This window comes from Plantactinospora veratri, assembly GCF_036421995.1.
Classification (GTDB): Bacteria; Actinomycetota; Actinomycetes; order Mycobacteriales; family Micromonosporaceae; genus Plantactinospora; species Plantactinospora veratri.
The window spans coordinates 477,586-495,786 of record NZ_JAZGQL010000001.1 but is presented as its reverse complement, the minus strand read 5'-3'; the positions used below and the strand labels follow the sequence as shown (position 1 = coordinate 495,786).

General features: G+C 73.2%; 15 protein-coding genes and 1 riboswitch. Of the genes, 11 read left to right on the top strand and 4 right to left on the bottom strand.

The genetic code is table 11. The annotated features are described in order from the left end of the window. The first annotated feature begins 223 nt into the window (after positions 1-223). The 3 genes from V1634_RS02225 (at position 224) to V1634_RS02215 (ending at position 5,509) form a co-directional block, all read left to right on the top strand. Positions 224-3,139: an alpha/beta fold hydrolase gene (locus tag V1634_RS02225; RefSeq protein WP_331206013.1), complete on the top strand. Its 2,916-nt coding sequence runs from the start codon at positions 224-226 to the stop codon at positions 3,137-3,139. Beyond that, positions 3,136-4,023, top strand: coding sequence for an ABC transporter permease (locus tag V1634_RS02220; protein WP_331206012.1), 888 nt, complete (start codon positions 3,136-3,138; stop codon positions 4,021-4,023). The genes V1634_RS02225 and V1634_RS02220 overlap by 4 nt, the downstream gene beginning before the upstream one ends. A 217-nt stretch (positions 4,024-4,240) precedes the next feature. Further along, on the top strand, positions 4,241-5,509 hold the full coding sequence (locus tag V1634_RS02215) for a sensor histidine kinase (protein ID WP_331206011.1): 1,269 nt from the start codon (positions 4,241-4,243) through the stop codon (positions 5,507-5,509). Here V1634_RS02215 and V1634_RS02210 read toward each other — a convergent pair. Continuing rightward, complete coding sequence (locus V1634_RS02210) at positions 5,452-6,150, bottom strand: response regulator transcription factor (RefSeq protein ID WP_331206010.1); 699 nt, start codon at positions 6,148-6,150, stop codon at positions 5,452-5,454. The genes V1634_RS02215 and V1634_RS02210 overlap by 58 nt on opposite strands. A 239-nt stretch (positions 6,151-6,389) precedes the next feature. Between V1634_RS02210 and V1634_RS02205 the strand changes: the two genes are divergently transcribed. The 4 genes from V1634_RS02205 to V1634_RS02190 are packed head-to-tail and all read left to right on the top strand — an operon-like array spanning position 6,390 to position 10,550. Next, positions 6,390-7,925, top strand: a complete 1,536-nt coding sequence (locus tag V1634_RS02205; RefSeq protein ID WP_331206009.1) for a PqqD family peptide modification chaperone — start codon at positions 6,390-6,392, stop codon at positions 7,923-7,925. Continuing rightward, positions 7,922-8,806, top strand: coding sequence for a S24/S26 family peptidase (locus V1634_RS02200; protein ID WP_331206008.1), 885 nt, complete (start codon positions 7,922-7,924; stop codon positions 8,804-8,806). The genes V1634_RS02205 and V1634_RS02200 overlap by 4 nt, the downstream gene beginning before the upstream one ends. Then, on the top strand, positions 8,803-9,741 hold the full coding sequence (locus V1634_RS02195; protein WP_331206007.1) for an ABC transporter ATP-binding protein: 939 nt from the start codon (positions 8,803-8,805) through the stop codon (positions 9,739-9,741). Before V1634_RS02200 ends, V1634_RS02195 begins: the two co-directional genes overlap by 4 nt. Further along, entirely contained in the window at positions 9,738-10,550 is an 813-nt protein-coding gene (locus V1634_RS02190) for an ABC transporter permease (protein ID WP_331206006.1), read from the top strand. Before V1634_RS02195 ends, V1634_RS02190 begins: the two co-directional genes overlap by 4 nt. Positions 10,551-10,624: 74 nt before the next feature. Here the strand turns inward: V1634_RS02190 and V1634_RS02185 are convergent, their stop codons facing one another. Continuing rightward, positions 10,625-10,903, bottom strand: coding sequence for a DUF6295 family protein (locus V1634_RS02185; RefSeq protein WP_331206005.1), 279 nt, complete (start codon positions 10,901-10,903; stop codon positions 10,625-10,627). 41 nt (positions 10,904-10,944) lie between these two features. Further along, the gene (locus V1634_RS02180; RefSeq protein WP_331206004.1) at positions 10,945-11,745 is read right to left on the bottom strand and encodes a dienelactone hydrolase family protein; all 801 of its coding nucleotides are present in this window, start codon (positions 11,743-11,745) and stop codon (positions 10,945-10,947) included. A gap of 182 nt (positions 11,746-11,927) precedes the next feature. Then, positions 11,928-12,044, top strand: a riboswitch (SAM riboswitch). 13 nt (positions 12,045-12,057) lie between these two features. Here V1634_RS02180 and thrC point away from each other — a divergent pair. The 3 genes from thrC to paaN all read left to right on the top strand — a co-directional run bounded on the left by thrC (position 12,058) and on the right by paaN (position 16,519). Then, on the top strand, positions 12,058-13,353 hold the full coding sequence (thrC, locus tag V1634_RS02175; protein WP_331206003.1) for a threonine synthase: 1,296 nt from the start codon (positions 12,058-12,060) through the stop codon (positions 13,351-13,353). 411 nt (positions 13,354-13,764) lie between these two features. Continuing rightward, positions 13,765-14,781 (top strand): GNAT family N-acetyltransferase, encoded by a 1,017-nt coding sequence (locus tag V1634_RS02170; RefSeq protein ID WP_331206002.1) that lies wholly within the window; start codon positions 13,765-13,767, stop codon positions 14,779-14,781. Between the two features lie 64 nt (positions 14,782-14,845). Further along, positions 14,846-16,519 (top strand): phenylacetic acid degradation protein PaaN, encoded by a 1,674-nt coding sequence (gene paaN, locus V1634_RS02165; protein ID WP_331206001.1) that lies wholly within the window; start codon positions 14,846-14,848, stop codon positions 16,517-16,519. A gap of 85 nt (positions 16,520-16,604) precedes the next feature. Here the strand turns inward: paaN and V1634_RS02160 are convergent, their stop codons facing one another. Further along, positions 16,605-17,051, bottom strand: a complete 447-nt coding sequence (locus V1634_RS02160; RefSeq protein WP_331206118.1) for a GNAT family N-acetyltransferase — start codon at positions 17,049-17,051, stop codon at positions 16,605-16,607. Between the two features lie 507 nt (positions 17,052-17,558). Between V1634_RS02160 and V1634_RS02155 the strand changes: the two genes are divergently transcribed. Then, positions 17,559-17,762 carry a cold-shock protein gene (locus V1634_RS02155; RefSeq protein WP_033342363.1) on the top strand — a complete coding sequence of 68 codons (204 nt, stop codon included), beginning with the start codon at positions 17,559-17,561 and terminating at the stop codon, positions 17,760-17,762. Positions 17,763-18,201 lie beyond the last annotated feature (439 nt).

Genomic DNA, 18,201 nt, shown 5'->3' with positions numbered 1-18,201 from the left:
CCCGGTGAGCAAAAATGTGACTCCTTGTACATTGTTGCCTAGGTGCATGTATCGATTCGTACGGCCTGCACCAAAGATCGGAATTCACAGGATCCGAAGTCGCCCCGCCGGATACCCGGTGGTGCGACGCGGACGACCAATCGCGGACACCGAACGGGCCAGCCGGACGGACGTACGGCGGATCTCAGCCAACGCTCAGCTCCGGCGCCGTACGGTGTGACCCATGCCTTCCCGACTGCTGGCGCGGCTGCGCCGTGCCCGGCCGACCCGGCGCCGGCTGGTTGCCGGATCGACCGTGCTGGTGCTGCTCGCCGCGCTGGTCGGCTGGGCGGTCTGGCCGGAGCGCCCGCCCTACTCCACAACGGACTCGATGATCACCGTCCGGTCCGGACCGACCGGCGACCAGCCGGTCGACCTGGACACCAGGTTCTATCTGCCGGACGCGGCGAGCGCGGCCCGGCCGGTACCGGCGGTACTGCTGGCGCACGGCTTCGGCGGCACGAAGCGGTCCGTCGAGGACGACGCCGAGGACCTGGCCGGACTCGGTTACGCGGTGCTGACGTACACCGCCCGAGGGTTCGGGCGCAGCGGCGGGCAGATCCACCTGGACCACCCCGACTACGAGGTACGGGACGCCGCCCGGCTGCTCGACTGGCTCGCCGCCCGGCCGGAGATCCGCAAGGACGCGGCCGGTGATCCCCGGGTGGGCGTGGTCGGCGGCTCGTACGGCGGCGGCCTGGCCCTGCTGCTCGCCGCGGCGGACCAGCGGGTGGACGCCATCGTGCCGATGATCACCTGGAACGACCTGGCCCGCTCCTTCCTGCCCGAGGCCACCGGCCGGGAGCCGGTCGACGGTGTCTTCAAGAAAGGCTGGGCAGGTATCTTCTTCGGCAGCGGCGGCGGTACCGGCAGCCTTGGCGGGCTGGCCGCACCCGGCGCCGCCGAAGACTCCGGGTCGGAGAACGAGGACGGCCCGGCGGGCGGCCAGGATCCGGTACTCGGCACGGTGCCGGGTGCCGCCCCGGGCGGTACCCCGGCCGACCCGGCCTGCGGACGCTTCGCCGCCGACGTCTGCGCCGCGTACCTGCGGATCGCCACCACGGGCCGGGCCGATCCGGCGGCGGTCGACCTGCTCCGCCGGTCCAGCCCGGCCGGGGTCCTCGACCGGATCAAGGCGCCCACCCTGCTGATCCAGGGCGCGGCCGACACCCTCTTCCCGCTCGCCGAGGCGGACGCCAACGCCCGGGGCATCGCGGCCGGCGGCGCCCCGGTCCGGGTCGCCTGGTTCACCGGCGGGCACGACGGCGGGGAGGGTCCGCAGACCGACCGGGACCGGCTGCGCTTCCTGATGGCGCAGTGGCTGGAGCACTACGTCAAGGGGTCCGGCGAGACGCCGTCGGCCAGCTTCACCTGGTCCCGGATCGCCGGCTTCGACGCGCTGGACCGCGGCCTGGTCGCCTCCGGCTTCTCCGTCGCCGACTACCCGGGCGTCGGCGGCACGACCAGCGAGTCGGTCGCGGTGGCCGGGCCGGCGCAGCGGATCGCGAACCCGCCGGCCGGCAATCCGGCGGCGATCTCCGCGCTGCCCTTCGGCGGCGGCTTCTCGTCGCTGCTCGACGGGGTCGCCGGTGACCTGCCCGGCCAGCACGCCCGGTTCGAGTCGGCACCACTGGACCGGGCCGTCGACGTGGTCGGCTCGCCGACCGTCACCCTCCGGGCCGCGTCACCGACCGGCGAGGCGGTGCTCTTCGTCAAGCTCTACGACGTCGACCCGAACGGCCCGGCCGCGCTCTCCAACGGCCTGGTCGCGCCGATCCGGCTGACCGGGCTGCCCGCCGACGTCGCGGCGGCGACCCCGGTCCGGGTCACCCTGCCGGCGATCGTGCGCCGGATCGAGGCCGGGCACCGGCTGCGGATCGTGGTCGCCACCTCCGACCAGGGCTTCGCCACCCCGGTCGAGCCGGCCACCTACACCGTCGCGCTGGCCGGGCCGGCGTCCGGGACCGTACCCGGAATGCCGGCCGGAGCCGCCCTGACCGGCGCCGAGGTGTCGCTGCCGACCGTGCCCGGCGAGCCGCTCGCCACCCCGGCGGTGATCTGGCGCTGGGCGCTCGCCGGCCTGGTCGCGGCGATCGTGCTCGGACTCGTCGTGGTGGTGGCCGTGCTGCGCCGCCGGCACCGCCGGCACGACACCTCGGTGCATCCCGAGTACGCCGACACCCCGCTCGTCATCCGCGACCTGCGCAAGGAGTACGCCGACGGCTTCGTCGCGGTCTCCCGGATCGACTTCGAGGTGCACCGGGGCCAGGTGGTCGGGCTGCTCGGGCCGAACGGCGCCGGCAAGACCACCACCCTGCGGGTGCTGATGGGGCTGACCCAGCCGACCACCGGGGAGATCCACGTCTTCGGCCACCGGCTGGTCCCCGGCTCGCCGGTGCTCTCCCGGATCGGCGCGCTGGTGGAGGGGCCGGGCTTCCTGCCACACCTGAGCGGCCTGGAGAACCTGCGGGCGTACTGGCGGGCCACCGGCCGGCCGGCGGCGGACGCGCACTTCGAGGAGGCGCTGGAGATCGCCGGGCTCGGCGACTCGATCCACCGGAAGACCCGGAAATACAGCCACGGCATGCGGCAGCGGCTGGCCATCGCCCAGGCCATGCTCGGGCTGCCCGAGCTGCTGGTACTCGACGAGCCGACGGACGGGCTCGACCCGCCGCAGATCGCCGAGATGCGCCGGGTGCTGCGCCGGTACGCCACCGACGGGCGGGCGGTGCTGGTCTCCAGCCACCTGCTGGCCGAGGTGGAACAGACCTGTACGCACGCGGTCGTCGTACACAAGGGACAGATCGTGGCGGCCGGGAAGGTGGAGGAGATCGTCGGCGAGTCGCCGAGTACCCAGTTCGACGTCTCCGACACCGACGCCGCCCGGGCCGTGCTGGACCGGCTCGACGGTGTCCGGGTGCTGCCGGAGACCAACGGGGCGCTGGTGGTCGACACCAACGGCACTCCCCGGAGCGAGGTGGTGGCCGAACTCGTCCGGGCCGGCGTCGGGGTGGACCGGGTGGTGCCGCGCCGCCGCCTGGAGGACGCCTTCCTCGCCCTGGTCGGCGAGAACTCTCGGGGAAGCGGGGACCGCTCATGACCGCCACACAGACTCCGGCGGCGCCGGACGCGGCCGGCGGTGCCGCCGGGTACCGCCCCCGGGCCACGCTCTCCATCGCCGCCGAGTGGCGCCGGCAGGCGTCCCGGCGACGTACCCAGTTCGCGCTCGGCTTCATGGTGCTGCTGCCGCTGATCATCCTGATCGCGTTCCAGTTCGAGAGTTCCGGCGACGACGACAACGGCGGCGGCGAGTTCGGCAGCCTGATCGAGCTGGCCACCAGCGGTGGGCTCAACTTCACCCTCTTCGCGCTGCTGGTCTCCTCGTCGTTCCTGCTGGTCGTGGTGGTGGCGCTCTTCTGCGGCGACACGGTGGCCAGCGAGGCGAGCTGGGGCAGCCTGCGCTACCTGCTGGCCGTGCCGGTGCCCCGGGCCCGGCTGCTGGCGGTGAAGCTGGTGGTCGCGCTCGGGTACTCGCTGCTGGCCCTGCTGCTGCTGGCCGGCACCGCGCTGCTCGCCGGCACCCTCCGGTACGGCTGGTCGCCGCTGTCCAGCACGGTGGCCGCGCAGATCCCGGCCGGGGAGGGGCTGCTGCGCCTGCTCGGCATCCTCGGCTATCTGGCGGTGGTACTCCTGGTCGTGGCCGGCCTGGCGTTCCTGCTCTCGGTGGCCACGGACGCGGCGCTCGGCGCGGTCGGCGGCGCGGTGCTGCTCTGGATCCTCTCCAGCATCCTCGACCAGATCACCGCGCTCGGAGTACTCCGGGACTTCCTGCCGACGCACTACAGCTCGGCCTGGCTCGGCCTGCTCTCCACGCCGGTGCAGACCGACGACATCGTCAGGGGCGCCATCTCGGCGATCTGCTACGCCACCGTCTTCTGGTCGCTCGCCTTCTGGCGCTTCACCCGCAAGGACGTGGTGTCCTAGCCCGTCGGGCTGCGGACAGTTCCACTGTGGCGGTGATACCACCGGGTCATCATGATGACCCGGTGGTATCACGCCGGTCAGGCAGGTGCCCGGCGGCCCTGCGGCCCGGCTCTCGGCCGCCGGCCGGTAGCGATATTCTCACTCGCGGTGCCGGCGCGAACGTGGCCGACGGTGCCGCCAGGTAGCGGCCCAGTGACTCTGGGACAGGGGGTGCCCGGTGCTGGACCTTGCCACCCGGGTCGGGCGACCGCCCCGGCGGATCAGCCGGTTCGTCGCCGAGGCGCGACTGGGCTGGGTGGACGCCCGGCTGATGGTCACGATGCCCGGCCGGGAACGGGCGCTGCGCTTCGTCGCGGTGGTGGTCTTCTGCCAGCGGGCCAGCTACATCGCACCGGCGCTGCTCGGGATGGCCAGCAGCCCCGACCGCTACCACAGCCCGGCGCTGAACGTGGCGCTGCTGCTCGGCGCGGTCGCCTGGAACGTGGTACTCGGCATGCTGGTGTGGCGGCGCGGCTGGTTCAGCTACGGCAACGTCGTGGCGGACGTGGCGATCACCTGCGGGCTGCTGATCGTGGTCAACATGAACATCCGGTCCGGCTACGAACTGTCGGCGGCGAACTGGGCCGGCAAGTTCGCCCTCGGCTCGGCGGCGCTGGTCGGGGCGGTGCTGAGCCTGCGGGCGCTGCTGCTCGGGCTCGCGCTGCTGGTGCTGACCGCGGTGGCCGCCGCCTCGGTGCAGATCGGCGGGCTGCCGCCCTGGGAGTCGGGTTTCGTCAACCACGTCAACTCCAGCGTCTGGTTCGCGCTGGTGCTGCACTTCACCCGCCGGTTCCTCTGCGCCCAGGCGGGCGCGGTCGACGAGGCGACCCAGCGCCGGCTCGCCGCCGAGACGGCGACGGCGGCCGGGGCGGCCCGGTACGCCGAACGGCTGCACCACTACCGCCGGCTGCACGACACCGCGCTGGCGACGCTGACCGCGATCGCCCGGGGCGGGCTGGACCATCGCGCCGAGGACGTACGGCGGCGCTGCGGCCGGGAGGCCGACTACATCCGGAGCCTGGTCACCGAGGACCGGGCCGAGGCGGACATCACGCTCAGCGCCAGCCTCGCCGAGGTGGTCGCCGACGCGACCGGGCTGGGACTGCGGGTGCACCTGCTTTCGGGCACCGTGCCGACCCAGCCGCCCCGGCACGTCGTACGGGCGGTCTGCGACGCCGCCCGGGAGGCGCTGAACAACGTGGCCCGGCACGCCGGTACCGGCGAGGCGTGGGTCACCGTCGACCACTACGAGGGAGTGCTCGGGGTGCGGGTCGTCGACCGGGGGGTCGGGTTCGACACCGAGGCCGCCGGCGGTTTCGGGCTACGCCGCTCGATCGCCGAGCGGATGACGGAGGTCGGCGGCGAGCTGCGACTCTTCGCCGAGCCCGGTCACGGCACCAGTGTCGAACTGCTCTGGCCGGCGTCGTCGCCGGAGGCGGACGAGTAACGGTGCAGCCCGTCCTCGCGGACCCGGTCGGCGAGGTCGAGTTTGGTGTACGTCGGCCGCCCCGCGTCGCAGTACTTCGCCTTGACCCGGTCCAGGTACTGCCGGGCGGTCGTCGGCTGGATGCCGACCTTGCGGGCCACCGCCGTCAGCGTCATGCCGGAGGCGTAGGCGACCAGCACGGCCCGTTCCCGGGGTGCCAGCCTGGGCCGGTCCGGCCGCTCGTCGCAGGACCAGGCGAAGGCGAGTTCGGGGGAGTGCGCCACCTCGCCCCGGGCGACCGTACGGATCGCGTCCGCCAGGCTCGGCAGGTCGTGGTCCTTGGTGAGGTAGCCCGACGCGCCGGCCCGGATCACGTCGACGCCGTGCACCACGTGCGGTACCACGCTGACCACCAGCACCGGCCGGCCGGTGGCGACGAGCCGACGGACGTTCTCCACCGGCGCGGAGCCGTCCGCCAGCAGCAGGTCGAGCACGACGACGTCGGCCGATTCCGGTTCGGTGTCGAGGAGCTGGTCGACGGTGGCCGCCGTGCAGAGCAACCGGAGGTCGGGAACCGAGCCGAGCCAGGCGGCCATGCCGTCCAGCAACATCCGGTCGTCGTCGACCACGGAGACCGAGATCGCGGACACGATGGACAGCACCTCGCCTTCCGCCCGGGGTGACGACCCCGGAACCCGGGACGGTGGGGTGGCAGGGACCCGGACATTAGAGCCGGTCGTTCCCGTTGTCAAGACGACACTTTTGCTTTCTGGTACTGCTCCATGACTGTCTGTGATCCTTTTGTCGGGTGCGAGTCCCGCCGGCGAGACCGCCGAGCCGGGCCTCGGGACAGCGGGGAACCGCTCGACGGCGGGTTCCTCCGGCCGGACGGGGAGTGGTCATGCGGCTGTCGACGATGTGGAGTTCCCTGGTCGTCCCGGACGACCTCGGCTACTTCCGGTGCCGGGACCGGTATCTCGTGGAGAATCCGGGCCTGGCCGCCTGGGCGGTGCTCACCGAGGAGGAACTCGGGCTGCTGCGGGCGCTGGCCGGCGGCGCCGCCCCGCCACCCGAGTTCGCCCCGCCACCCGAACCGGACGGGCGGTGCCGGCTCGAACGCGTACTCGCCGTCCTGGTGCTGAACTGGCTGGTGTACCTGCCGGGCCAGCGGCCCCGGCTCCGCTCGGCCGAACCCAGGCTCAGGACGGTCCGCTACGCCATCACCCACGGCTGCCGCCCGCCGTGCCGGGACTGCCCCGCCTCCTGCACCCACCGGCTCCCGGGCGAGCTGGAGCCGGCCGAGTCCCTCGACCTGGTGGACCAGATCGCCGACCTCGGCGCCGAACTGCTGGTCCTGACCGGCGGCGAACCCATGCTGCGGCGCGACCTCTTCGAGCTGGCCGAGCGGGCACGCAGCCGGGGAGTACCCGTCAACCTGGTCACCACCGGCAGCCGGATCCGGGACGCCGCCACCGCCCGGCGGATCGCCGACACCTTCGCCGGCATCACCGTCAGCCTGTACGGCGGCGGCCACGAGGTGCCCGGAGCCGTCCCGGGCGAGAACACGCTCGCCCGGACCGTACGCGGGCTCACCCTGCTGAACGCGGCCGGGGTGAAGCCCGCGATCGACCACGTGGTGTCGCCGGAGAACATCGCCGCGCTGGACAGCCTGATGTCCTTCCTGGACGGTGTCGAGTTCAGCCGGGTCCGGATGATGAGCCACTCCGCCGTCGACCGGGGTACCCCGGACGGTCTCCACCTGGGCTGGGAACAGCTCGGCGCGGAGCACCTGCCGGCACGACGGTCCGCCTGGACGAGTCCGGTCGCCCGCAAGCTCCTCAGCCGGGGCCCGATCGCGGCCCGGTCCTGCCCGGTACCGGCCGACCGCGGCCTCGATGGCCTCGACATCCACGTCGACCCGGGCGGCGACGTCTATCCCCGCGGGCCGGTCGCCGGCCCGCCGCAACTGGCCGGCAACCTGCGCAGCCAGCCGCTGCACGAGATGTTCGCCCCGCCCGGTCCGGGACGGCTCGGCGCGCCCGGCGTACCACGACCGGCCGGCCCGGGCTCCGCCGCCCGGAGAACCCCGGTCGCCTCCACTGCTGACCACCCGAGGGGAAGGTGTCGCGTGACGGTCGGGATCAACTCCGCAATCGTCTGGGTCGACGACGACGAGGAGGTCCGGCTCTACAACCCGGACGACGGGGAGTTCCAGACGTTCAACGCGAGCGCCGCGCGGATCTGGCGCCGGCTCGCCGCCGGCAGCGACGTGCCGACCGTGGTGCGGGAGCTGGCCGACGCGTTCGGCGGCGGCGACGGGCGGGAACGCGAGGCCGTCGCCCGGGACGTCCGCGAGTTCGTGGCGCTGCTGCGCGCCCGCGACCTGCTCCGGTCGGCCGAGCCGTCCGGACCGGCCGGGGAGGGGGGCCACCGGTGACCGGGAGCGGCTTCGCGGACGGGGTACGGGCGGCCCTCGCCGCCGGCGGCCTGGCCCGGGTACCGGTCACCGGCCCCGGCATGGTGCCGGTGCTCTCCGACGGCACCGTCGTGGTCGAGCCGGTCGAGTTCGACCAGATCTGCCCGGGCGAGGTGGTCGCGTACCAGCACGGTGACGGGATCGTGGTGCACCGGGTGGTGGCCCGGCTGCCGGAGCACCTGCTGACGGCCGGTGACAACCTGCCGCTGTACGACCCGCCGGTGCCCCGGGCGGCACTGCTCGGGCGGGTACCGCAGGTCCCGGCCCGTGCCCCGGGTGCCCCGGCCGTCGGCGGGCCGCCCCTGCCGCTGCCGGACGGCGTCACGCTCTGGCTGGTCGGCGCGGCGGCCCGGGCCGTACCGGAGACCGACCACCAGCTTCCGCCGCCGGGCAGCCGCCGCGCACATGCCCTGGTCCGGGTACGCCACCTCGCCGCCGGCTCCGCCCTGCCGGACCGGGTACGCCGAGCCCTGGACGCTCTCGACGCGCTGGGCGGGGTGACCGTCGGCATCTCCCCGGCGGCGGTACGCCCGGTGGACGACCTGCGCACCGCCCTGGCCGGCCGGAGCCGCCCGGCCCGACCGGCACAGCGGCTCGACATCGTGCTCGGCTGCCGCTTCGGCTCACCGGCCCTGCCCGGCGGCCGGGGCGGCGTCGCACCGGTGGACGGACCCGACGACGCCCAGCCGGTCATCGCCCCGGGCGACGTCGACCACCACCTGCGGACCGGCCCGCCACTGTCCGAGACCGGCCCGGTGAGCGCGATCCGGACCATTCTCGCCACGCTCGGCGTACCCCCGCTGCCGGGATTCCCGCAGCCGGCGCTCGACGGTGCGCCATGACCCCGGCGATCGCCGCGACGGACCTGGTCAAGGCGTATCCCGGCGCCGCCGCCCCGGCGGTCGACGGGCTGACCTTCGACATTCCGCCCGGCCAGGCGGTCGGGCTGCTCGGCCCGGCCGGCGCCGGCAAGACCACCCTGCTCAAACTGGTCTGCGGGGCCTGCCCGGCCAGCTCCGGGCGGCTCCTGGTGCACGGCCGCCAGCCCGACGGCGGGGCGAAGCGGGACGTGGCGGTGGTGCACCAGTCCGGGCCGTTCGACCTGACCCTGTCGGTCCGGGACAACCTGCGGGTCGCCGCCGCGTTCCGGGGCCTGCCCTGGCGTCGCGCCCGTTCCCGGGCCGAGGAACTGCTCGGCGCCTTCGAACTGGCCGGCACCGAGGACCGGCCCGCGCAGACCCTCTCCGCCGGACAGCGACGCCGGCTCCAACTGGTGCGGGCGCTGCTCCGGGTGCCGAGGATCCTGCTGCTGGACGAGCCGTCGGCCGGGCTGGACGTCGAGGGCCGGCGACGGGTCTGGGCCGCGCTGAACGAACTGCGCCGGCAGCACGAGCTGACCATCGTGCTGACCAGCCACTACCTCGACGAGGTGGAGCGCAACACCGAGCGGGTGCTGGTGCTGCGGCACGGGCGGCTGATCCGGGACGGCAGCCCGGCGGACCTGCGCGACGAACGAGGCGAGGCGCGGGCGGTGCTGCGGAGCGGATCGGTGGACGGCTGGCCGGCGATCGCCGCCGGTGCGCTGCGGCTGGGGCTGGCCGCCGCCCGCAGCGGCAACGAGATCGTACTGACCGGACCGGACCTCCGGCGGCGGCTGCCCCGGCTGCTGGCCGAACTGGCCGACCAGCGGATCCCGGTCGACAGCGTGGAGCTGGCGACCGCCTCGCTGGAGGAGGCCTTCGTGGCCCTGACCCGATCGGAGGTGACCACCCGGTGAGCCTGACCGGCCTGGCCGACGACGACACCGCCGCGCCGCCCTGGCACGGCTCCGGACTCACCGCGACGCTGCGGCGGGAGTGGCTGCTGCTCACCCGCGACCGGGGCGACCTGCTGCTCGCGGTGGTGCCGAGCGCCGTCTACATCGCACTCTTCGCCACCTCGCTCGCCGACCTGATCGGTACGGTGACCTACCGGGGCCGGACGGTCGGCTATCCCGACTTCGTCATCCCGGCGCTGATGTTCTCCGCGCTGCTCTCCGCCGCCACCACCTCGGGTACCGCGCTGGTGCGGGAACGGGCGCACGGGATGGCGCTGGAGCTGTGGTCGTACCCGCTGACCCGGTGGCAGTACGTCGCCGGCAAGCTGCTCGCCGGCTCCGCCCTGGTCTCCGCGCAGACGGTCGCCGCGCTGGCGGCCTCGGCGGCGCTGTTCCGGGTTCGCTGGCCGGCGGACCGCTGGGCCGCGCTGCTCTGTGTGGCGCTGCTCGCCGCGCTGGCCTTCAACGCGCTCTGCCTGCTGCTCGCCACCGTGGTCCGGGACGCGCAGCGGTTCACCGTGCTGGTGAACGTACTCGTGCCGCTGCTGCTCTTCGCCAGCCCGTCGTTCTATCCGATCGAGAACCTCGGTACGGTGCCGCGGATCCTCGCCGTCGTCAACCCGGTCAGCCATGGCGTCACCGCGCTCCGGGAGGCGCTGCTGCGCGGGTTCGCGGAGGTCTGGCCGCATTGCCTGCTGCTCGGGGTGGTCGCCGTCGTCGCGGTGGCCGGGGTGGGCCGGGCCCTGGTGCGGCAGTCCCGGTCGCTCTGAGCCGGCCCGGCCCGACACGGCCCGCGGAGCGTCCGGTCGGCAGGTGCCTGTGGCGCCGCTCGCGGAAACCCGGGTCAGACCTTCTGGTCGCGGCTGGCCAGCCCGGCCGGGGCGGCGGCCAGGGCGGCCTGGATCGCCTCGACCAGGGCGAGCGCCGACTCCTCGGTCAGCTCGACCGCGACCCGCGCCCCCGGGCCGGCGGCCGGGTTCAGAAAGTCGATGTTGAGGGTGTGTGCGTACGGCGCGTGCGTCGGATGGTCCACGTAGACGCAGGTGTGGCTGACCGGGAACCAGCCGCCGGCACCCTTGCCGCTGCCGTCGACCTCGCGCTTCACCGTGACGTACGTGCACATGCCGGCCTCCTCGGGCTCGGGACGGACGGGATTCGTCCCGGTCAGGCGTTCAGGTGGCGGTCGAAGAAGTCCCGGACCCGTTGCCACCCCTGGGTGGCGGCCAGCGGCCGGTAGCTGGGCCGGTCGACGGCGAAGAAGCCGTGCCCGGCATCGGCGAAGGTGTGGAACTCGTGCGGCTTGCCGAGCCGGGTCAGCTCCCGGGACAGCTCGTCCATCTGGGCCGGTGCGGGGTACCGGTCCTCGGCGCCGAAGAGCCCGAGCAGCGGGCAGGAGAGCCTGCCTGCCTGGTCGAACAGCGGCCGCACCGCCAGCGGGAAGTCGTCCGGCGGGTCGCCGACCACGAACGCGCCGTAGCAGTCGACGGCGGCGTCCAGCGGCAGCCGGGTGGCGGCCAGGAACGCCTGCCGGCCACCGGAGCAGTACCCGATGACCCCGACCCTGCCGTTCGAGGCCGGTAGCCCGCGCAGGTGCTCGGCGGCGCCGCCGACGTCGCCGACGAGCCGGTCGTCGGGTACGCCGCCGGCGGCCCGCGCCGCCGCCGCCGCGTCGTCGGGGCTGGCGCCGGGTGCCTCCCGGGAGTACAGGTTGGGGCAGATCGCCGCGTACCCGTAGCTGGCCAGCCGACGGGTGATCTCCTTGGTCGCCTCGTCGTAGCCGGGCATGTGGTGGATCACCACCACCCCGCCGTGCGGCCTGGCGTCGAGAGGTTGGGCCAGGTACGCCTCGATCTCGTCGCCGCCCGCCCCGGCGATCCGGACCGTTCCGGCCCGCATCGCGTCTCCGGCCCGCATCGCGTCTCCGGCCCGCATCGCGTCCCGCACCGTCACGCTCCCGTCCTGCACCGCCGTGCTCCCGTCCCGCCCGGCCGGACGGTGGCCGTACCCGAGTTCTCGTCAGCCCGGGGTAACTATTTCAGCCGGCGCTCGACGGCGGTCCGGTGGTCCGGCGTGGGGATCTTCCTCACACCGCGAACAGACCCGGGACAGCGGCTGGCGGTGCCCGTAGACTGTCGGCACAACTTCATACCTCATCCAGAGGGGCTGAGGGATACGGCCCGACGACGCCCCGGCAACCACTCCACGGCGGAGCAGGTGCCAAATCCGTCCCCGCCGCGCGGTGCGGCGCCAGGGAAAGATGAGAGGACGGCTATCGCCATGACGTCGATCATCGACGCGACCCCCAGCCAGACCAGCCCGGTGGCCCCCAATCCCGCCCGCGTTCTCGTCTGTCGCGGCTGCGGCACCGAATATCCGCTGATCGCGCAGCACGCCTGTTACGAGTGTTTCGGCCCGCTGGAGGTCGGCTACGACGCCGCGACCCTGGCCCGGGTCACCCGGGCCGACATCGAGGCCGGCCCGGACAACCTCTGGCGGTACGCCGCGCTGCTGCCGACCGGCCAGGACCCGACCACCCGGGTCACCCTCGACCCGGGGCTGACCCCGCTGGTCCCGGCCGCCGGCCTCGCCGCCGAACTGGGCATCCGGGCGCCGCTCTGGGTCAAGGACGACAGCGCCAATCCCACCCACTCGTTCAAGGACCGGGTGGTGTCGGTGGCGCTGACCGCCGCCCGTGGCCTCGGCTTCACCCGGTTCGCCTGCGCCTCGACCGGCAACCTGGCGAACTCGGTCGCCGCGCACGCGGCCCGGGCCGGGGTGCCGTCGATCGTCTTCATCCCTGGTGACCTGGAGCAGGGCAAGGTGGTGACCACCGCCGTCTACGGCGGCGACGTGGTCGCGATCGACGGCTCGTACGACGACGTCAACCGGCTCTGCGGCGAGCTGGTCGAGACCGACGAGTTCGCCGACACCGCGTTCGTGAACGTGAACGTCCGGCCGTACTACGCCGAGGGCTCCAAGACGCTGGGCTACGAGGTGGCCGAGCAGTTGGGGTGGCGGATTCCCGAGCAGGTGGTCATCCCGATGGCCAGTGGCGAGCTGCTCACCAAGATTGACAAGGCGTTCAGCGAGCTGGTCGAGATCGGACTGGTCGAGGCGCCGGCGAACGGCTGGAAGGTCTTCGGCGCCCAGTCGGCCGGCTGCAACCCGATCGCGGTCGCGCTGCACGGCGACACCGACGTGATCACCCCGGTCCGGCCGACCGGGATCGCCAAGTCGCTCAACATCGGCGACCCGGCCGCCGGGTTCTACGCCCTGGAGGCGGTGCGCCGTACCGGTGGCTGGATGGACTACGCCGACGACGACGAGATCCGCGCCGCCATCCGGCAGTTGGCCCGGACCACCGGCGTCTTCGCCGAGACGGCCGGCGGGGTGACCGTGGCCGTACTCGGCAAGCTGGTGGCGAGCGGCCGGCTGGACCCGGATGCCGAGACGGTCGTCTACAACACCGGCGAGGGTCTCAAGACCCTGGACGCGGTGGCGGCACAGGTCGGTCCGACGTACCGGGTCAAGCCGTCGCTGCGGGCGGCCCGCGACGCGGGTCTGCTCGGCTGAATTTTCCGGAAGAATTTTTTGGATCTGCCCGAACCGTGCCCGGGCAGATGCACGTGCAACTTGCAGGTGGAATCGTTCGGTTCCATCGGCGGAGACCCGGACCCGGCGGTACGGATGCGGTGCGTAGCTGCTGTTTTGCCGCCCGTAACGAAAACACGCGGAAGGGGACTTGACGACTGCATCTGCACGTCGCAAGATGCTCCGTGCGGGAGGACGCACCGCCGTAGACTTTCAAAGCTCTTACGACCCAGCGCCGGAGGCGTTGTGCGGGCGTCCTCCCGACCAAACTCTCTCGCCCGGTCGGGCCGACGTCGTCGCCCGCCCTTCGGCTCAACGCGAATCCGCCGATCCGGGTGACGGTTCCTCGATATTCGGTCGCGCCCCTTTCGTGTAAGCGGCACTCTGCAGAGCATGGATACCGTGGTCACCCCACTGGATGTCGCCGACGTCGCCGCCACCGAGCGGGCGTACGAGATCGAGTCCTCCGCGCGCACCGTCGACCAGCCCGACGTGCCGACGCTGTCCCGGCAGCGCTTCTTCGCCGCGCTCCGGCGACCGTGGCCGGGTGACGAGGACCGGCACGCGCTGGGTTATCTCGACGGGGTGGCCGTCGGCTACCTGGCAGTCTCGCTGCCCCAGCGGGAGAACCTGGAGAACGCCGGGCTGGTGCTCGCCGTCCACCCGGAGTACCGCCGCCGGGGCGTCGGCCGGGCGCTCTACGAGCAGGCGGTGCGGCTGGTCCGCCAGGAGGGCCGCAAGCGGATCATCGGCGAGGTGGCGAACATGAGCCCCGAGGCCGCGCCGACGACACCGGGCGACGCCTTCGCCGCCGCGATGGGTGCCAAACCGGCGCTGGCCGACATACGCCGCCGGCTCGACCTGACCACACTCGACGAGACCGAACTCGACCGGCTGCTGACCGAGGGACTGGCCCGGGCCGAGGGCTACTCGATCGTGCGTTGGCGCGGCGCCACCCCCGACGAGTACGCCGAGGACGTCGCCTACCTCGACAGCCGCCTGATCAGCGACGCGCCGCTCGGCGACCTGACCTGGGAGGCGGCCCGGCCGGACGTGGGCCGGCTGCGCGAGATGGAGGAGGCGTACCACGAGCGCGGCCAGTACTGGTACAACAGCGGTGCCCGGCACGACGCCACCGGCCGGTTGGTGGCCTGGACCGGGATCGGCATGAACACCAGCTGCGACTGGCACGCCTTCCAGCAGATCACCCTGGTCGAGCCGGCGCACCGGGGACACCGCCTGGGCACCGTGATCAAGGTCGACAACCTGCGGCACATCCGGGAGCACGAGCCGGCGCTGCGGGTCGTCGACACCTACAACGCGGCGTCGAACGACTACATGATCTCGATCAACGAGGCGCTGGGCTTCCGGGCGGTCGCCGGGCTCAACACCTGGCAGGTAACCCTCTGACCAGCGGCGCCCGCCCCGGGTGCGGAGGCTGGGACCGGCCGGGCCGGTGCGGCATGATGGCGGGATGACGGAGACCCCGCACCCCTTCTTCGCCCGGCACACCGACACCCTGGAACGGGCGCTCACCGCGATCACCGAACGCTCCTACTGGTCCGCGTACCCCGAGTCGCCCAGCCCCCGGGTCTACGGCGAGACCGCCGCCGCCGAGGGCGAGGCGGCGTTCCGGGCGTACCTGGGCGGCAAGTTCCCGCTCGACCAGCCCGGCACCGGCGACTGGGTGGCCACCGAGGCGAGCCCGTTCGGCATCGACCTCGGGGTGAGCTACCCGCACGCCGACTCCGAGGTGCTGCTCGCCGCCGCCGCGACCGCGCTGCCGGCCTGGCGGGACGCCGGGCCGCAGACCCGGGTCGGGGTCTGCCTGGAGATCCTCGCCCGGCTGCACGCCCACGTCTTCGAGCTGGCCAACGCGGTGCACGCGACCACCGGGCAGGCGTTCGTGATGGCCTTCCAGGCCGGCGGCGCGCACGCGCTGGACCGGGCGCTGGAGGCGCTCGCCTACGCGTACCGGGAGATGACCCGGCACCCGGCGACGGCGGCCTGGGAGAAGCCGGCCGGCAAGGGCGACCCGCTGCGGATGACCAAGAACTTCCACGTGGTGCCGCGCGGGGTGGCGCTGGCGATCGGCTGCAACACCTTCCCGACCTGGAACACCTACCCCGGACTCTTCGCCTCGCTGGTCACCGGCAACCCGGTGGTGGTCAAGCCGCACCCCCGGGCCGTGCTGCCACTCGCCGTCACCGTCCGGTACGCCCGCGAGGTGCTGGCCGAGGCGGGCTTCGACCCCAACCTGATCCTGCTCGCCCCCGAAGCGCCGGGCGAGAAGCTGGCCTCCACCCTGGCGCTCCGCCCCGAGGTCCGGATCGTCGACTTCACCGGCTCCACCGAGTACGGCGACTGGCTGGAGGCGAACGCCCGGCAGGCGGCCGTCTACACCGAGAAGGCCGGTGTCAACGCCATCGTGGTCGACTCGACCGACGACTTCGCCGGGATGTGCCGCAACATCGGCTTCTCGCTGGTCCTCTACAGCGGACAGATGTGCACCACCCCGCAGAACATCCTGGTGCCCCGGGACGGGATCGAGACCGACCAGGGGCACAAGAGCGTCGACGAGGTCGCCGCCGGCATCGCCGGGGTGGTCGGCAAGCTCACCGGCGACCCGGCCCGGGCCGTCGAGTTGACCGGCGCGATCGTCAACGACGGGGTACTGGCCCGACTCGACGAGGTCGCCGGGGTCGGCGAGCCGGTGTTGCCGTCCCGCCCGGTCGAGCACCCCAACTATCCGGGTGCGGTGGTGCGTACGCCGCTGATCGCGAAGCTCGGTGCCGACGAGGTCGGCACGTACGGGCGGGAGTGGTTCGGGCCGATCTCGTTCGTGATCGCCACCGACTCCACCCCGCACAGCCTGGCGATCCTGCGGCAGACCGTCGGCGAGCGGGGCGCGCTGACCGCCTCGGTCTACTCCACCGACAACGCCGTGCTGGACGCGGCCGAGATCGCGGCGATCGAGACCGGGGTGCACCTCTCCTGCAACCTCACCGGTGGCGTCTTCGTCAACCAGTCGGCGGCGTTCTCGGACTTCCACGGCAGCGGTGCCAACCCGGCGGCGAACGCCGCGTTGACCGACGGCGCCTACGTCGCCAACCGGTTCCGGGTGGTGCAGGCCCGCCGCCACAACTGAGGTGTAAGGAAGGGCCCCCTCTTATCGCTTTCGGTAGAAGAAGGGGCCCTTCCTAACCGGCAGGTGGGCGGGGTGGCGGCGCGGCTCAGGCGGTCCGGCGCATCTGTAGCTCGCGCAGCGTCGGGATGGTCGGGTGCGCGACCCGTACCCCCGTGTCGACGAAGCCCAGCCGCTGGTACGCCCGTACCGCTCGGTCGTTGCCGACCACCACCTCCAGCAGCAGTTCCGGCCGGCCGGCCGCCCTCGACCAGTCGGCCACCGCCTCGACCAGGGAGGCCAGCAGGCCGCTGCCCCGCCAGGCCGGGCTGAGGTAGACGGCGAAGACCACGGTGAGGTCCGGCTGGCCGGGTGCGGCCTGCCCCCCGGCGTGCCCGACGACCCGGCCGTCGACCTCGGCGACGAAGGCCGCCGTCCGGTACCCGGTCGACATCCCGGCGATCCGGGCCGCGTACTCGGAGTGTGGCCGGGCCGCCGCGTCGGCGAGCGTCTCGAGGAAGGCCAGCGGCGAGTCCGCGAGCATCTCCAGGCGGATCGCCCGGACCCGGGCGGCGTCGCCGGGGCGTACCCGGCGGACCGGTGGGACGTCGACGGCTGGCCGGCGACCGGAATCGGTCGTCCGGGTGCCCCGGTCCGGTGCGGTCGCTCCGGGGCGGTCGGTGGAGTGCGCGGACCGCGGCCCGGTGGTGGTCTGCGGGATGGAAGCCGGCACGCCGGCCATCGTCGCACGCCGTACGGGGACCAGTTTCGGCGGGTGACGGGGCCGCCGCCCGCTTCGGTGCGGACGGGTTGACCTGGGCAGCGACGGTCGCCAATGGCTGAGAGGCGGGAAAATCACCGTCCGGTTGCCCGCCTGGTGACCGTTTTGGCCTAGTGCGCTGCTACCCGACCTTGGTGTACGGTGCGGGTTCGGCCGCTCGATTCGTTGGATCCGTTCAATTGCATGATCCATTTCGGGTAAAGCGACTCGGCGGCCCCGGCAGGCATACGGCGTCGCCGGAGCTCGGGCAGCTCCGACGCGACCGAAGTAAGGAAGTGCACCGTGGCGCAGGGCACCGTGAAGTGGTTCAACAGCGAAAAGGGCTACGGCTTCATCGCGGTCGATGGTGGGCAGGACGTCTTCGTCCACTTCTCCGCGATCGAGATGGACGGCTACAAGGCGCTCGACGACGGTCAGCGCGTCGAGTTCGAGATCGCCCAGGGGCAGAAGGGCCCGCAGGCGGAAAAGGTCCGGGTCATCGCCTGAGCTGCCGGGCCGCCGGCCCGCCGCTCCTCGGGCTCCTTCCCGTTCCGCACCACCCGGCCGCCGACATGCCGTGGCCGGGACCGTTTCCGGCCCGCTCCGGACCCCCACCGTTCGATGCCCTATTGGCGATCGCGGTCTGCGGCCCGTCGGGTCACCGTGCCGAGTCCCCGTGCTTGTTCGGCCTTTTCGGGCGCTGACTGGATCGGGGTGCCGACCGGCGGGTACTCCTGCCGGTCGCGCGGCGCGAAGCGCCACGTGTGGCGGCCGACCGCGCCCTCTGCCGATTTCTCCCGGAGGGTCTCTCGGTGTTGCCGAGACGAATCCGTCGTCCCGCCGGTGTGAGGTCCGGGAACGGGTCCGGGTCTGAGGTCCGCAACGGGGCCGTCTTCCCGATCGGGGCGACTCGACCGCGCCCGGCGGGACTTTCCCGATTGCGACA